Annotated in this window: 13 protein-coding genes; 8 read left to right on the top strand and 5 right to left on the bottom strand. The window is 46.7% G+C overall.

Annotated features, from left to right (window positions below):
* Positions 1–249 precede the first annotated feature (249 nt).
* A complete protein-coding gene (gene cspE / locus TW81_RS16550; protein WP_004744614.1) occupies positions 250–462 on the top strand; it encodes a transcription antiterminator/RNA stability regulator CspE in 213 nt (70 codons plus the stop codon).
* An 80-nt stretch (positions 463–542) separates the two neighbouring features.
* Here cspE and TW81_RS16545 read toward each other — a convergent pair whose 3' ends face one another.
* From TW81_RS16545 to TW81_RS16530, 4 genes are all read right to left on the bottom strand, one after another.
* Positions 543–1,640, bottom strand: a complete 1,098-nt coding sequence (locus TW81_RS16545) for an ABC transporter permease (protein ID WP_338061735.1) — start codon at positions 1,638–1,640, stop codon at positions 543–545.
* Complete coding sequence (locus tag TW81_RS16540; RefSeq protein ID WP_045956838.1) at positions 1,640–2,578, bottom strand: ABC transporter ATP-binding protein; 939 nt, start codon at positions 2,576–2,578, stop codon at positions 1,640–1,642. The genes TW81_RS16545 and TW81_RS16540 overlap by 1 nt, the downstream gene beginning before the upstream one ends.
* A gap of 3 nt (positions 2,579–2,581) precedes the next feature.
* A complete protein-coding gene (locus TW81_RS16535; protein WP_045956837.1) occupies positions 2,582–3,529 on the bottom strand; it encodes an HlyD family secretion protein in 948 nt (315 codons plus the stop codon).
* Between the two features lie 284 nt (positions 3,530–3,813).
* Entirely contained in the window at positions 3,814–4,335 is a 522-nt protein-coding gene (locus tag TW81_RS16530) for a DUF2058 domain-containing protein (protein ID WP_045956836.1), read from the bottom strand.
* A 286-nt stretch (positions 4,336–4,621) separates the two neighbouring features.
* Between TW81_RS16530 and speA the strand changes: the two genes are divergently transcribed.
* Entirely contained in the window at positions 4,622–6,532 is a 1,911-nt protein-coding gene (gene speA / locus TW81_RS16525; protein ID WP_045956835.1) for an arginine decarboxylase, read from the top strand.
* The gene (speB, locus tag TW81_RS16520; protein ID WP_045956834.1) at positions 6,533–7,459 is read left to right on the top strand and encodes an agmatinase; all 927 of its coding nucleotides are present in this window, start codon (positions 6,533–6,535) and stop codon (positions 7,457–7,459) included. It begins immediately after the preceding gene.
* A 45-nt stretch (positions 7,460–7,504) separates the two neighbouring features.
* On the opposite strand, the gene TW81_RS16515 is transcribed toward speB, so the two are convergent.
* The gene (locus tag TW81_RS16515; RefSeq protein ID WP_045956833.1) at positions 7,505–8,536 is read right to left on the bottom strand and encodes an AraC family transcriptional regulator; all 1,032 of its coding nucleotides are present in this window, start codon (positions 8,534–8,536) and stop codon (positions 7,505–7,507) included.
* Between the two features lie 151 nt (positions 8,537–8,687).
* Between TW81_RS16515 and TW81_RS16510 the strand changes: the two genes are divergently transcribed.
* The 5 genes from TW81_RS16510 (at position 8,688) to xdhB (ending at position 15,656) form a co-directional block, all read left to right on the top strand.
* Positions 8,688–9,701, top strand: coding sequence for a DUF2804 domain-containing protein (locus TW81_RS16510; protein ID WP_045956832.1), 1,014 nt, complete (start codon positions 8,688–8,690; stop codon positions 9,699–9,701).
* Between the two features lie 18 nt (positions 9,702–9,719).
* Complete coding sequence (locus TW81_RS16505) at positions 9,720–10,568, top strand: sterol desaturase family protein (protein ID WP_045956831.1); 849 nt, start codon at positions 9,720–9,722, stop codon at positions 10,566–10,568.
* A gap of 105 nt (positions 10,569–10,673) precedes the next feature.
* On the top strand, positions 10,674–11,405 hold the full coding sequence (locus TW81_RS16500) for a GntR family transcriptional regulator (protein WP_045956830.1): 732 nt from the start codon (positions 10,674–10,676) through the stop codon (positions 11,403–11,405).
* Positions 11,406–11,830: 425 nt separating this feature from the next.
* Positions 11,831–13,276: a xanthine dehydrogenase small subunit gene (xdhA, locus tag TW81_RS16495; RefSeq protein WP_045956829.1), complete on the top strand. Its 1,446-nt coding sequence runs from the start codon at positions 11,831–11,833 to the stop codon at positions 13,274–13,276.
* Entirely contained in the window at positions 13,269–15,656 is a 2,388-nt protein-coding gene (xdhB, locus tag TW81_RS16490) for a xanthine dehydrogenase molybdopterin binding subunit (RefSeq protein WP_045956828.1), read from the top strand. The genes xdhA and xdhB overlap by 8 nt, the downstream gene beginning before the upstream one ends.
* The last annotated feature ends 24 nt before the right edge of the window (positions 15,657–15,680 follow it).

The raw sequence follows: 15,680 nt of genomic DNA, 5'->3' as shown, positions 1-15,680 counted from the left end.
CAAAAAGGGAGAATTGGAATATAAATCCACTTCGGTCCATAATAAATCTTTACAATGTGCAAAGTTCAGGTACTATCTCCTTGCTCTGCGATTCAGAGTTATTAGTGAAACTGCAAGTCGAAAGTAAATTCTTAGTAAACGCGTTACCGTTGTTATCCTTAGTGTTTCCCTTAGCTTCATCGTTACATTAAATAGTTCAAATATTCAGCGCACCAAGAAGATTGATTTAACTTATATAAGGAAGACATCATGTCTAACAAAACTACTGGTATCGTAAAATGGTTTAACGAAGAGAAAGGCTTCGGTTTCATCACTCCAGAAAACGGCGGTGCTGACGTATTCGTTCACTTCCGTGCAATCGCTTCTGAAGGTTTCAAAACTCTAAAAGAAGGCCAACAGGTTTCTTTTGAAGTTGAACAAGGCCAAAAAGGCCCACAAGCTGCTAACGTAGTACCAGCTTAATTGTAGATTGACGAAAACTTCGGTTTTCTAAGATTTCAAAAAACCAGCCAATAGGCTGGTTTTTTTACATTTATCGACCGCTAATCTAGGGACTTTTTAAATCGTTTCGATGCAACAATAATCCCAATGCAGGTAAATGCCAACAACCACACAGTGTCTTTCCACAACCCAGCTAAATCAGCACCGCGCAGAACAATTCCTCTGATCATACGCATAAAATGCGTCGCAGGTAAAACCTCCGATATCCATTGAGCAGCAATCGGCATTCCCTCATAGGGGAACATAAAACCAGACAATAAAATGGACGGCAATAAAATAAAAACCGTCATTTGCATCGCTTGCAACTGAGTTGAGGCTATGGTCGAAATAACCAGCCCGAGCGTTAAACTGGCCGAGATAAACAGTAAGCAAGCAAGGAAAATTTGCGTAACCGCGCCGTTAATGGGTACACCAAAAATGCCGTTGCCCAAGCTGAGGATGATCAATGCTTGGATAAGTCCGACAAAAATGTATGGAATAATTTTCGCGATCATTAACTCAATTGGTCTAATCGGTGTTGTAATTAACAGCTCTAAATTGCCGTGCTCACGTTCACGAACAATCGCAGAACTGGTAAACAGCACCATGGTCATGGTTAAGATAACGCCGAGTAAACCAGGTACTATGTTCACCGCTGAGCGTCGACTCGGGTTGTAGTACAAGGCCACTTCAAACGTTTTCGCAGCTGGCGGCCGGATGTCGAAGTCAAAATCACTGAGCGGCATGGTTTGCAATGCGAGCAAGGATGAACTGATCATAGTGTCGGAGCCATCGACAATCCATTGCCCAAGTACTCGCCCATCGCTGATACGTTGGGTGAGATCTCTCGGCAAGATCAATACCGCTTTCACTTCGCCATTCTCAATCGCTTGTTCAGCTTCCTCTGCTGTAGGGAATGAAGCCGTCACGTCAACCACTTGCGTCACCTTAACTGACTCTGTAATCAAGCGTCCGACGACACTGCTGCTCTGGTCGACGACGCCGACCGGTATATGGCGAATATCGGTGTTAATCGCGAAGCCAAACAGTAGCAGTTGTACGAGTGGTAGCATTACAACCATGCCAAAGCTAATTCTATCTCGCGATAACTGGCGAATCTCTTTGACAATAATCGCTTTCATTCGAACCAGAGTCTGCATCATTGGCGAACCGCTCCTTGCGCTGACCCCGTGACACTGACAAACACATCTTCCAAACTTGGTCGCGTCAAATTAATTTCTTCTCCTTCCAATTCAAGAAACTGGCCCTTTAGCCACTCTATCGGTTCAGTAACATCTTGTGAGATGAGTACTCGCAGCCGAACCCCTATCTGAGCTGCCGAGCGCACCTGACTCAAATGCAATAAGCGCTGTTTTAGATCACGCAAGTGGTCTGTTTTCACTTCTACAATATGGACCCCCATCTGCGCCATCAGCTGCTCAGGTTCTCCATCAGCGCGAATCTCGCCCGCTTCCATGATTGCCAGACGGTGGCAACGCTCAGCCTCATCCATATAGTGCGTTGTCACCAAAATAGTGGTGCCCTGCTCTGCTAGGTCAAACAGTTGCTCCCAAAAATCACGCCTGTTTTCAGGGTCAACCGCAGAGGTTGGTTCATCGAGAAACAGTAGTTCGGGGCGGTGAATTGTCGCTGCGGCAAGTGACAATCTTTGTTTTTGCCCACCACTCATGCCGCTCACCCTTTGATTGCGCAGCTTGTCTAGACCGTAAGTACAAAGCTGTTCCTCGATTCGTTTGTTTAGCTCGCGATGTGGAATGGCGTAAATTTGGCCAATAAACTGCAAGTTTTCTATCACGGTTAAATCATTGTAGAGAGAAAACTTTTGCGTCATATAGCCAATTTTGGTCCGCAGTAGCTCCGACTGCTCGGGAATGGATAAGCCAAGTACATTCACTTTGCCCTGAGTGGGGTTGAGCAGTCCGGTCAGTACGCGAATCGTGGTCGATTTACCGCAACCATTGGGGCCGAGAAAGCCATAGATAGAACCTCTTGGGACTTGTAAACTGAGGTTATTGATCGCGGTAAAATCGCCAAAATTCTTAACAATATTATGAGCTTGAATAGCGTATTCTGACATGGGTTAGTCCACCAAATCGACTTGCGCAGGAACTCCCGAAGGTAGCGCTTGAGCAGATTCCGGCAAATCCACTTCCGCCAGATACATCAGACGAGAGCGGTCTTCCTCAGTCAACGCATAATAGGGTGTGAATGATGATTCGGTCGCAACCCAACGGACCAAACCCGTAAAGGGGGACGCGACTCCATCGACATGCACCGTAACGCTTTTCCCCGGAATCATGGCAACACGATGTTTGGCAGGGACATAGACACGTGCGTAAGGAATGCGGTCTGCCTGAACCACAGCGACAATAGCGTTGACGGGAACACGTTCACCGAGGTTGTAAGGCAAATTATCCAAAACACCGTCACGGGTGGCGATAATGGTCAGTTCTTCTAATTTTTGCTGCTGAAGATCGCGATTCGCTTTTGCCGCCATCATTGATGCTTTAGCTTGATCGATATCTTCGACTCTAGCCCCTGCGGTCAGTTTGGCATATTCCTCTTGCGCTGAGTTGCGTTCCCCTTGCGCAGAATCTCTTTTGGCGAGCGCGCTATCGAGCTCCGCTTGGCTCAACAAACGTTTTTCAACCAGTTCAAAAATGCGTTTATAGCTTTTTTGCGCATCAACCAACTGAGCCCGCGCACTATCAACTCGAGCTTGGGCCGCAGCAATATCTTCAAACCGCTCGCCATTAGTCAGCTTGAGCAAATAAGCTTCCGCTTGGGCCAGCTCCGCATTGGCACTTGCGAGGATCGCTTGTTGATTGCGTTTGTCCAGCTCAACTAACACATCACCTTGGGAGACCATGCCACCCTCTTTGACTGGCAAAGCGCGAATGATCTCATTTGACGTGGCGGTAAACGTAATACGATCACGCTCAAGTGTGCCTAAAGCCTGATCACTCTTGTTTGGCGAGCAGGCGACTAAAAAGCTCAAACACAGGCAAATCAATAGTATTCGTTTCATAAGCGTATTATCTGGCAAAAGAAGTGGTATCGGGAAAGCACTTTATTGCTAAGTATAGGAAGCATAAACATTTTGTGAAACATTGATTGGCTTGCAAGCTTGTGATCGCCTAACTGTTTTGGCAATAAAATGGAGCAGCTAAGTTACAGGAGAAGGCGCTTATGGAGAATCAAATAAGAGTGGTGAGTGAGGTAAAAAAATATTGAGAGGCTATTTTGAAGGGAAGAGCGCGCAACTTAAAAATTTGAGCCACGCGCTATATGTATTGGCTTGGTCAGTGACGACTACCACATCAGGTCATCTGGGACAACGAAATCAGCGTACGGGTCGTCTTCTGCCGGGATATCTTCGGCAGGTGCATTCTGCTCAATGATGGCGCTTTCATCACGCATCGCGATTTTCTTCGCTACGCTGCTTGGGATAACCACATAGGTGTCATCAGTACGAGCAATCGATAGAATACCTTTTGCTAGCTGATCACGAATAAGCGGTTCAACATAAAGCGACTTAACCAAGGTACCGTCAGTGAAGTTGTATTTAATCTCGCCATCTTTCTGATCGATCTTGTTCATCTCAATCAGCTGTTTGATTTGCGCTTTGATCTCTTTCGACAGGCGTTGCTCTTTTTGCTCTTCAACAAGGGCTTTATCACGCTCTTGCTGCTGGCGCTTGTTCTCTTCAACGGCCGCTTTTACTTCACGCGCTTGTACACGAGATTTCTTCGAGCCTTTTTTCGCTTTCTTAAGCTTTTTCTCGTTCACTAAGCCCGCTTTTAGCATTTGCTCTTGAAGTGTCAGTTTTGCCATGGTTCTTCCAAAAGTATTCAATTTGGCTCCATTTTAGCGGCTCAAACTAGTCAAATAAAGGCTTGGATGTAGATAAAATCCTATTCACATCAAACAACAATTTGTTCGATTATTTCCTAGCATCTACTCAATCGTAACGACAAAACTAATTTGTTAGACTCGCCCCCCGTTTTATCCGTTAATGCGCTCGACACGGAAGCTTAGAGAACCCACTTCAAACCCGTGTCAGGTCTGGCTCTGTCGATATGAGCCATTTATTTCTCTCCCTACCTTTGTGAGATTTGTAGTGGAAAATAATAGCAAACTTGACCGTGTGCGCGCGGATTACAATGTTCATTACTGGAGCCAAGGCTTCTACGGTATCGATAACCAAGGTGAAGTCTATGTTTCACCACGTAGTGACAGCACACACCAAGTACCGTTGAGCAATATCGTCTCTAAGCTGGAGCAAAAACAACTGAATTTACCGGTACTGGTTCGATTCCCACAGATTCTCCACCAACGTGTGCACGGGATTTGTCATGCGTTTAACCAGGCCATTGAAGAGTACCAATACGACAACAACTACCTGCTGGTTTACCCAATCAAAGTGAACCAGCAAAAAGAGGTCGTCGATGAAATACTAGAAAGCCAAGCGCAGCTAGAAACTAAGCAATTGGGCCTTGAAGCGGGCAGCAAACCAGAGCTATTGGCGGTGTTAGCACTAGCGCAAAAAGCAAGCTCTGTGATTGTCTGCAACGGTTATAAAGATCGTGAGTACATCCGTTTAGCCCTGATCGGTGAAAAGCTCGGTCATAGAGTTTTTATTGTGCTAGAAAAGCTCTCTGAACTTGATCTAGTACTTAAAGAAGCGAAAAGTCTCGGTGTTAAGCCACGTTTGGGAATTCGTATCCGCTTAGCTTCGCAGGGAGCTGGCAAATGGCAGTCGAGCGGCGGTGAAAAATCTAAGTTTGGATTAGCGGCTTCGCAAGTGTTGACCGTTATTGAACGCTTAAAGCGCGAAGAACAGCTCGATGCGCTGCAATTGGTTCACTTCCATCTCGGCTCACAAATGGCCAACATTCGCGACATTCGTAACGGTGTCAATGAATCGGCTCGTTTCTATTGTGAACTGCGTGCGATGGGCGCCAATATCAAGTACTTTGACATCGGCGGCGGTTTGGCCGTGGACTACGACGGTACCAGAAGCCAATCAACCAGTTCAATGAATTACGCGCTGATTGAATATGCACGTAACATTGTCAGCACGGTTGGCGATGTGTGTCAGCAGTATCAACAGCCAGTGCCAGTAATCATTTCCGAATCTGGTCGCTCTTTAACGGCTCATCACGCGGTTCTGATCACCAACGTGATCGGTACAGAAGCTTACCAGCCTGAAAGTGTTTGCGAACCAAGTACGGACGATCCAACCTTGCTGCACAACATGTGGCGCAACTGGGAAAACTTGCAAAATGGCAGCGATGCACGCGCCTTAATTGAACTTTACAACGACACGCAAAGTGATTTGGCCGAAGTGCATTCTCAGTTTGCGACTGGTGTATTGAACCTTCAACAACGTGCTTGGGCTGAGCAGCTTTCATTACGAATTTATTTCGAACTAAGCCGCAAGATGAGTAACAAAAACCGTTTTCATCGGCCAATTTTGGATCAGTTAAGTGAACGACTCGCCGATAAGTTCTTTGTCAACTTTTCGCTCTTCCAGTCGCTACCAGATGCATGGGGTATCGATCAGGTGTTTCCTATTCTGCCATTGTCTGGATTGGAAAACGTTGAAGATCGCCGTGCAGTGATGCTCGATATCACCTGTGATTCCGACGGTGCGATTGAGCAATATGTCGAAGGTCAAGGCATTGAAACTACGCTTCCAGTGCCTGCATGGGACAAAGATAAGCCATACTTAATGGGCTTCTTCCTCGTCGGTGCTTACCAAGAGATTTTGGGTGACATGCACAACCTGTTTGGTGATACACACAGTGCGGTTGTCACCGTCGACGACAACGGCGAAGCGATTATTGAACGCATCGATGAAGGTGACACCGTAGAAGATATGATGCGTTACGTACACATCGACGTCGATAAAATTCGCCAAAACTACCGTGAGCTAGTGGCAGAGCGTGTACAAGCCAGCGAGCACCAAACGGTACTTGAAGAACTAGAGGTGGGCTTGTCTGGCTACACCTATTTAGAGGATATATAAATGAATGATTTGTTTACTAAAACCGATTATTCGCTTTACTCAAATTCCATGAGTTTCTTGCGCAGACCCTATCTGCGCGACCCGGTTGCTGCGGATGCTGATCTGGTGATACTCGGCGTACCACTTGATATGGCAACCTCCGGCAGACCTGGAGCGCGTATGGGGCCAGATGCGATTCGTCGTGCTTCGGTTAATCTGGCTTGGGAAGGCAAGAAATTCCCCTGGGATTTTAACCTGCTAAAGCGCGCGTCCATCATTGATGCTGGCGACCTGGTGTTTGATTGTGGTGATGCAGAAGACTTTACTTACCGCTTAGAAGCCGCTACCTGTGAGATTCTAAAAAGTGGTAAAACCATGCTGGCATTAGGTGGCGACCACTTCATCACTTTGCCAATACTGCGTGCTTATGCCAAGCACTACGGTGAAATGGCATTGATTCACTTTGACGCGCATACCGATACCTATGCAAACGGCAGTGCTTACGATCACGGCACTATGTTTTACCATGCGCCGAATGAAGGGTTAATTTCACCTAAACATTCCGTTCAAATTGGTATCCGTACTGAGTACAAGCAGGCTGAGCACGGTTTCAACGTGATTAATGCAATGGAAGCGAATGATCTCAGTGTCGAAGCGATTGTCGCTCGTATCCATGATGTGATTGGTGATAAACCAGTTTATATCACCTTCGACATCGATTGTCTGGATCCCGCTTTTGCTCCAGGTACAGGCACGCCTGTTTGTGGTGGATTAAATTCCGACAAGGTGCTGAAAATTATCCGTGCACTGGCAGGCATTAACATTGTCGGCATGGACGTTGTGGAAGTTTCTCCACCTTATGACAATAGTGACGTTACCGCGCTTGCCGGTGCCACCATAGCGCTCGAATTAATGTACGCATGGGCTGCAAACCGTGTGAGCGAATAGCGGCATAAATAAACGTCTGCTGGTTAATCGAACATCAGCAGGCGTTTAACTTGCGCCACGAAATTGCTGCGGGGTCATTCGCGTCCAGCGTTTGAAACCACGGCGAAAGCTAGCTGAATCGCTGTACCCCAAACGAAAAGCGATCTCCTCTACCGTCAGTTGTGTCTGCATCAAGAATTCTTTGGCAATATCACTACGCGCCTCGGCAAGCAGTTGCTTGTAGCTTGTCCTTTGCTGGGTAAGCTGCCTGCGGAGTGTGCGAGCTGAACAGCCAAATTGCACCGCCATCTCATCGAGTGAAGGAAACGAACCGGCACTCTGATACAAGGCAGTTTTAATTTGATTGGTGAGCAGGTAAGGCGATTGCATTACCGACATCACCGCATCACAAGAGGCTAAGCAGCGAGCCAGTGTGTCAGCGTTGTGAGTTCGCAGCGTCAAATCAAGCAGCTTGGCATCAAAGCTCAGTTTCAGTTGCGCTGCTTCAAACTCTGGCTCACAGCCAAAACATGAGCGATATTCTTGCCTGTAAGTAGGCTCAAGGTAAGTCAGACTCAATGATCTGACAGCTAACATCTGCCCGGTGATTTGCTTAAATAGCGCAGCGACAGCACTAAGAAAATACTCGCTGCAAAATGGCAATAACTCACCAATGTCTAAAGTATTTTCAAGCACAATCGAAACCATCCCCTGCTGTTTGACAACTTGCACCGAAAACACCGGGCCATTGAGATTCAAGTACTTAAACCCCGTTTTGATCGCCTCTTCCACCGTACGACTACTTAAAATCACGTAGCCCAAGACCCCAAAGTGGCTGAGTTGCGCTTTACTCCCTATTCGCAAACCAATCCCTGTATCAGAGAACTGGTGCGCAACGGAGCGAAACAACCTCAGCTTATCAGCATAGGTCATGTAATTTGGTTTGCTGCATCCACTCAAACTTCCCAAACCGGCAACGTCCAACACAGAGTCTAAGTTAACAGCCATATCGTCGAGCGTATTTAACAGCAAGGTGACGTCCATCACGCCTAATTGGTGGCGATGATCGGTAGGTAGGTATTGGGCGACAATTTCCATGATTCGCTCATTTCAGAGGGAGTCTGTTAGCATATGATGTATTAACACCAGATATTGTGATTTACATTCGCTTTGTGTCCTAAAATGACCTGACAAAAATCACTCTCGTCGCGCAAACTAATATTCGTGTTAACAACTTGTAAACAGACAAATGATTTCAACTAGGATGGCACCAGAAAGTTTAGTGACGAACGAGGGTAAGGTTACCTTTGGTCATTTTGACGGCATTCCTCAGCAAATAAACGCACAATGGTTTGACTACCGAACAACCATGGACAAGCGTGCAAGCAGGATCGCTCGCTACTTTGCCTATAAACAGTTTCAGTTTGTCAGCATTATTACGCCCCGATATGTCATAGGTTTTGCGATTGCCGATATCCGTTATCTTGGCTCTTCGTTTTGCTACCTCTACGACATTGAGCGCGACCATTTGTATGAGCAGAACTGGCTAAGACCATTGGCACTGGATAAGCAAATGAGCAGCTCTCCGTTCTCCGGTGTCAGTCACATTGCCGCGGCTAAGTTGCGCATCGAAATAGAGCAAGGCCAATGGCGTGCCCAAGCACACAGCAAGCATCTCAACCTAGATGTGGTGCTGCAATCACCACAGGGCAGCTTACCTTTGTCGCTATGTACGCCAACTGGCTACAATGGTTGGACCTACACCCAAAAACACAATGCCCTCACCGTAGCAGGCTCACTTACTGTCGAAGGGCAAGCCATAGATTTGGATCAAGCCTTAGCCAGTTACGACTTTTCCGCAGGATACATGCGGCGAGAAACCAGTTGGCGCTGGGCGAGCTTAAGTTCTCGTAATAAAAACACATCGCTTGGCCTCAATCTAGCCGCAGGCGTCAACGAGACAGGAAGTTGTGAAAACGCATTGTGGGTGAATGGCACAAGGCACTTACTCAGCCCTGTGCATTTTCTATTTGAACGCGACAACATCACTCAGCCGTGGCGTATTTATTCTGAAGATGGGCGGGTCGAACTCACATTCCAACCCATTAATCAGCGCAATGAAAAAATCAACTTGTTGCTTTTAAAGAGCAACTTTCGTCAGTTTATAGGCTATTTCGATGGATTTGTTACCGATGGTTTTGGACACAAGCATCCCATTGTTCAAGTCATTGGCTTAACTGAAGATCACTACGCTAAGTGGTAAAAGGAGAAAGTGTTACTCATGGACTTGCTAACGATAATTGACCATCCTGAATGGCTGCTCATGCTGCTTGCCCCCTTATTCATCGGCCTTATGCTAGCAGAGTATTTTATCGCCCAAAAGCGCGGTCAATTACCGGAAAATGCGGCGTATAAGTTACCTGAAGTGGTGTGTAATTTCTCTTTAGCGGCTATGCACCAACTGGCTGACCTTATCACGGGCTTGCTGATCGTTAAGCTCTACCTATGGTTATTTGGCTGGCGCTTGTTAGAAATAGAAATAGGGTTAGTTTCGTTCATTTCCCTGCTGATTTTACAGGACTTTTGCTATTACTGGTTTCATCGAGCGAGCCATCGTGTTCGTTGGATGTGGGCCGCTCATGTTGCCCATCATAGCTCGGAAAGCATGAACTTTAGCACCGCTTTTCGTCAAAGCTTGATGTATCCAATTGCTGGGATGTGGCTGTTCTGGGTGCCCTTGGTCATCATAGGTTTTGAACCTAAATGGGTCATCTTTGCCGTACTGCTTAACTTAGGACTGCAATTCTTTGTCCACACTCAATGGGTTGGTTCACTCGGTGTTTTCGAGCAAATTTTCAACACACCTTCGCATCATCGAGTCCATCATGGGCGTAATCCACAGTACATCGATAAAAACTACGCGGGTGTTTTGATCATATGGGACAAACTGTTCGGTACGTTTGAACCTGAAGTGGAAACCGTCCGCTATGGGGTGACAAAGCCGGTCAACAGTTTCAATCCGCTCACCGTCACTTTCGCTGAATGGCGGGATATGTTTCATGAGGTGAAAAGCCCAAATCTGACCTTTACGCAGCGAGTCAAGATCTTGTTTGCTCCGCCAAGGGATTAGTATGCGTCAAAAGTCGCAAAAACAGCCCTTCTCTAGCCACATGTATACAAAGTGAAGTATGATTGTTTTATAAAGGAAATAACGGTTTAAGAGTGAACGCCGCCTATGGCAAACCTAAAAAATTCAGTAGCAAAAAATGTTAAAACGAAAGTCGCAGGTCAGACCCAAGACGACGTCGTTTACTGTCATATTTTCGATGCCATTCTAGAGCAACGTCTGCCACCAGCAACCAAACTCAACGAAGAAGCCTTAGCAGAAATCTTCAGTGTCAGTCGCACCATCATTCGCCGTGCTCTGCTCCGACTGTCGATGGAACAAGTGGTCAGTATACGCCCGAACCGTGGTGCCATGGTTTCTGCACCAACTAAAGATGAAGCAAAGCAGATCATTAAAGCACGCGAAGTTATGGAACTAGCTATCACCGAGTTGGCCGTCGAACACGCCACCCCAGCAAAAATTGAAGAGTGCCGACGCTTAGTTGAAAAAGAAAATGAAGCATTCGACAACGGTGATTATGGTAAAGGTCTGCGCTTGTCGGGTGAATTCCATATTAAACTCGCGGAAATGGCCAACAATACCCCACTGCTGGCGTTTCAGCGCAGCTTAGTCTCGCAAACGTCCCTGCTGATCGCTCAGTATGAAACAGGTAACCATGCCAACTGCTCATTAGATGAACATTCCAATTTACTTGATGCCATCGAATCTGGTGATAGTGAACAAGCGCTAGATTTGATGAGCGAGCACATCAATCACATCCGTTCCAAACTCAACTTAGACAGCGCTGCCGCTTCCAACGACCTGCACGTTGTCTTCTCTGATTTAATTAAAGGACGTTAATCGTACTCTGGGCTGCGGCTTCGTCATTGCTATGAAGCCGCAGCACTCAACAAAAAAGCCCAAATTGGCACTCTGCTGCCGCCAACACTCACCGTATACACTTCGATAACCGAATCTATCTCAAACCAGTCTACTGCCCGACGCCTTGCGCTCTCGGATCATCCCTACCATAATTAATTGTATACAATAAAAAATACAACATTAAAATTCTTTACATTAAGATTTTCAACTTCAAGATCAATAACAAGCCAATGTAAAACAGTAACTTAGCAAAATAACCTGAAGTAAAAACAGCCATAAACCCGCTTAATGGTGTTGCATTTTTGTAAAATTAAAGTTGACCTTATAGTCAATTTATCCAATTATTGACCACAAGGTCAGAAAATAAACATCAGAACATTAGTGTCAATGCACAAGGAGGTCTCTTGATTACTTTCCTACTCAATCAAGAACTCAAACAAGAAAGTGAGCTGTCGCCAAATATGACAGTGCTGCAATACCTGAGAACACATGTACAAAAAACGGGCACCAAGGAAGGTTGTGGATCAGGTGACTGTGGAGCTTGTACTGTGGTACTCGGAGAAGTCGTGGATGGAAAACTTCAATACCGCTCAGTTAACTCTTGTTTGACGTTCGTCTCTAGCCTTCACGGCAAACAACTTATCACCGTTGAAGACTTACAGAATAAAGACAAACTGCACCCAACCCAGCAAGCCATGGTTGATTTCCACGGCTCTCAATGTGGTTACTGTACACCGGGTTTTATTATGTCGATGTTCGCCCTAAGTAAAAACAAACCAGCGGCGAATAAGCACGATGTAATGGAATCTTTGGCGGGCAACCTGTGTCGCTGTACGGGTTACCGCCCAATCGTCGATGCCGCACTGTCTCTGGTATCAAACGAGCCACTGATGGATCAGTTTGTTGAGCTTGAGAAGAAAACGGTCGCGAGACTACAAACCTTGCAAGAGCAACCCGCTAGCTTGAGTCATGGAAACTTAACTGCGTATCTTCCACGTAGCGTCGATGAGTTAGCAGAAATTTACACTGCAAATCCTAAGGCAAAATTGGTCGCGGGCGGTACAGACTTAGCGCTAGAAGTAACTCAGTTCCACCGTGAAATTGAAACCCTAATCAACGTCAATCTTGTTGAAGACATGAAGGTTTGCCAAGAGAGTGAAGACGCACTACACATTGGTGCCAACGTTGCGATTAGTGACGCATACCAACTGTTAACCAGCCACTATGCGGATTTCGGTGAGCTGCTGCACCGCTTTGCTTCACTACAAGTACGTAACCAAGGCACATTAGGCGGTAATATCGGTAATGCTTCCCCTATCGGAGATGCACCGCCACTACTGATTGCACTTAATGCTCAAGTTAAATTGCGCCGCGGTAAGCAAACACGAATTCTGGCTATTGAAGATTACTTTATTAGCTACAAAGTCACAGCCCAGCAAGAAAGTGAATTTATCGAGCAAGTGATCATCCCTAAACCTAAAAGCAATGAAACCTTCCGCGCTTACAAACTTTCTAAGCGTTTGGATGATGATATCTCGGCTGTGTGTGGCGCATTCAATATTCAGATTGAAGATGACAAAGTCGTCAACGCACGCATTGCGTTTGGCGGTATGGCCGCAACGCCAAAAAGAGCCTCGAACTGCGAAGCCTGTTTGATTGGTCAAGCTTGGACGCAGCAAACCATCGATACAGCGATGCAAGAAATTGCTAAAGACTTTGAGCCACTGTCTGATTTCCGCGCCAGTAAAGAGTACCGCTCTATGGCGGCTGCAAACATGCTACGTCGCTTCTTCATCGAGCATAATCATCACAACAACCAGATTGAAACAAGGGTAACGTCTTATGTCTAACGCACATCATCAGACCATGACTCATGACGAGATGGTCGCCATCGTAAAGCAGGACTTAAAAACTGGCGTTGGTAAAAGCGTAAAACACGACAGCGCCCCAAAACAGGTAACTGGCGAAGCCGTCTATATTGACGACCGCTTAGAGTTTCCCAATCAGCTTCATGTCTATGCCCGTTTAAGTACTCACGCGCATGCAAAAATCACTAAGCTGGATGTCTCTCCATGTTACGAATTCGAAGGCGTGGCGATCGCAATTACCCATGAAGACGTACCGGGGCAACTCGATATCGGCGCGATTTTACCTGGTGATCCGCTACTTGCAGACGGCTTGGTGCAGTACTATGGTCAACCCGTATTGGCCGTGGCAGCCAACGATTTAGAAACCGCCCGTAAAGCGGCGCAAGCAGCGATTGTTGAATACGAACCGCTGCCGCCAGTGCTTGATGTTAAAGAAGCGCTCGCAAAAGAGCTATTTGTCACCGAGAGCCATCAACAAAAGCGCGGTGACTCAGCAGCAGCGCTAGCCAATGCCAAACACGTCATCGAAGGCGACTTAGAGATTGGCGGTCAAGAGCACTTCTATCTTGAAACGCAAGTCAGTAGTGTGATGCCAACTGAAGATGGCGGCATGATTGTCTATACCTCAACGCAAAACCCAACCGAAGTGCAAAAGCTGGTTTCGGAAGTGCTGGGGGTGTCGATGCACAAAGTCGTGATCGATATGCGCCGCATGGGTGGTGGTTTTGGTGGTAAAGAGACGCAAGCGGCCGCCCCTGCCTGTATGGCAGCAGTGATTGCTCACCTAACCAAACGTCCGACTAAGATGCGCCTACCACGTGCCGAAGACATGACAATGACAGGCAAACGTCACCCATTCTACAACCAATACAAAATTGGTTTTGATGACAACGGAGTCATTCAAGGTTCAGAAATCATTGTGGCGGGCAACTGTGGTTACTCACCCGATCTTTCCAGTTCTATTGTTGACCGTGCCATGTTCCACTCAGACAACGCTTACTACTTAGGCGATGCAACAGTGACAGGTCATCGTTGCAAAACCAATACTGCGTCTAATACCGCCTACCGAGGTTTTGGTGGCCCACAAGGTATGATGACGATAGAACATATCATGGATGAAATTGCCCGCTATCTAGGCAAAGATCCTCTCGAAGTACGTAAAGCGAATTACTACGGTGGTGAAGGGCGTAACGTCACTCACTACTATCAAACGGTTGAAGACAACTTCTTACCAGAGATCACCGAGCAACTTGAACAAAGCAGCGACTACTACGCTCGTCGTAAAGCGATTGCTGAGTTCAACAAGCAAAGCCCAATCCTAAAAAAAGGCTTAGCGATTACGCCCGTGAAATTTGGTATTTCATTCACTGCGACTTTCCTAAACCAAGCAGGTGCTCTTATTCACATCTACACCGATGGCAGTATTCATTTGAATCACGGTGGTACTGAGATGGGGCAAGGCTTGAATATCAAAGTGGCACAAATTGTTGCACAGGAGTTCCAAGTTGATGTTGAACGTATCCAGATCACCGCTACCAATACCGACAAAGTACCGAACACATCGCCAACAGCGGCCTCATCGGGCACCGACCTCAACGGTAAAGCAGCCCAAAACGCCGCTCTAACGATCAAACAAAGACTGATTGATTTCGCCTCGAGCCACTTTAAAGTTTCGGCTGAAGAAGTGGTGTTCAAAAACGGCATGATTATGATCCGTGATGAAATCATGACCTTTGAATCCTTTGTTCAATTGGCCTACTTCAACCAAGTTTCGCTATCAAGCACAGGTTTCTACCGCACGCCGAAAATCTACTACGATCATGAAAAGGCACGCGGCCGCCCATTCTACTACTACGCCTATGGTGCATCGTGTTCAGAAGTTATCGTTGATACCTTAACTGGTGAATACAAAATCTTGCGTGCTGACATCCTTCATGATGTCGGGGCATCGCTTAACCCGGCGATTGATATCGGCCAGATTGAAGGTGGCTTCCTGCAAGGGGTTGGCTGGTTAACAACTGAAGAGCTAGTTTGGAACGAGCAAGGACGTTTGATGACCAACGGCCCGGCGAGTTACAAAATTCCGGCCATTGCAGACATGCCAATCGAGTTCCACACCCATCTACTGGAAAACAGAGCCAACCCAGAAGATACCGTGTTTAACTCAAAAGCCGTTGGAGAGCCGCCGTTTATGCTGGGTATGTCAGTTTGGAGCGCATTGAAAGATGCCATTGCCTCTGTCGCAGTCGAAGGTGCGATCCCTAAACTCGACACGCCTGCAACACCAGAGCGCGTATTGATGGCGATTCACAAAGTGACTCAGCCACAGCAAACAACGCAGCAGCAGGCAGAGCAGGCTTAAAGCAATATATTGTTCAAGGAGAGA

Source organism: Vibrio galatheae (genome assembly GCF_000967545.1).
Classification (GTDB): domain Bacteria; phylum Pseudomonadota; class Gammaproteobacteria; order Enterobacterales; family Vibrionaceae; genus Vibrio; species Vibrio galatheae.
The sequence above is the reverse complement of the archived record's forward strand: the minus strand, read 5'-3'. Positions and strand labels throughout refer to the sequence as shown.

Excerpts from the sequence above, each read along its gene's own strand:
- TW81_RS16545 (WP_338061735.1), bottom strand. The coding sequence starts at position 1,640 with ATGCAGACTCTGGTTCGAATGAAAGCGATTATTGTCAAAGAGATTCGC.
- TW81_RS16510 (WP_045956832.1), top strand. The coding sequence starts at position 8,688 with ATGATTTCAACTAGGATGGCACCAGAAAGTTTAGTGACGAACGAGGGT.
- TW81_RS16515 (WP_045956833.1), bottom strand. The coding sequence starts at position 8,536 with ATGGAAATTGTCGCCCAATACCTACCTACCGATCATCGCCACCAATTA.
- cspE (WP_004744614.1), top strand. The coding sequence starts at position 250 with ATGTCTAACAAAACTACTGGTATCGTAAAATGGTTTAACGAAGAGAAA.
- speB (WP_045956834.1), top strand. The coding sequence starts at position 6,533 with ATGAATGATTTGTTTACTAAAACCGATTATTCGCTTTACTCAAATTCC.
- TW81_RS16505 (WP_045956831.1), top strand. The coding sequence starts at position 9,720 with ATGGACTTGCTAACGATAATTGACCATCCTGAATGGCTGCTCATGCTG.
- xdhB (WP_045956828.1), top strand. The coding sequence starts at position 13,269 with ATGTCTAACGCACATCATCAGACCATGACTCATGACGAGATGGTCGCC.
- TW81_RS16530 (WP_045956836.1), bottom strand. The coding sequence starts at position 4,335 with ATGGCAAAACTGACACTTCAAGAGCAAATGCTAAAAGCGGGCTTAGTG.
- TW81_RS16500 (WP_045956830.1), top strand. The coding sequence starts at position 10,674 with ATGGCAAACCTAAAAAATTCAGTAGCAAAAAATGTTAAAACGAAAGTC.
- TW81_RS16535 (WP_045956837.1), bottom strand. The coding sequence starts at position 3,529 with ATGAAACGAATACTATTGATTTGCCTGTGTTTGAGCTTTTTAGTCGCC.
- TW81_RS16540 (WP_045956838.1), bottom strand. The coding sequence starts at position 2,578 with ATGTCAGAATACGCTATTCAAGCTCATAATATTGTTAAGAATTTTGGC.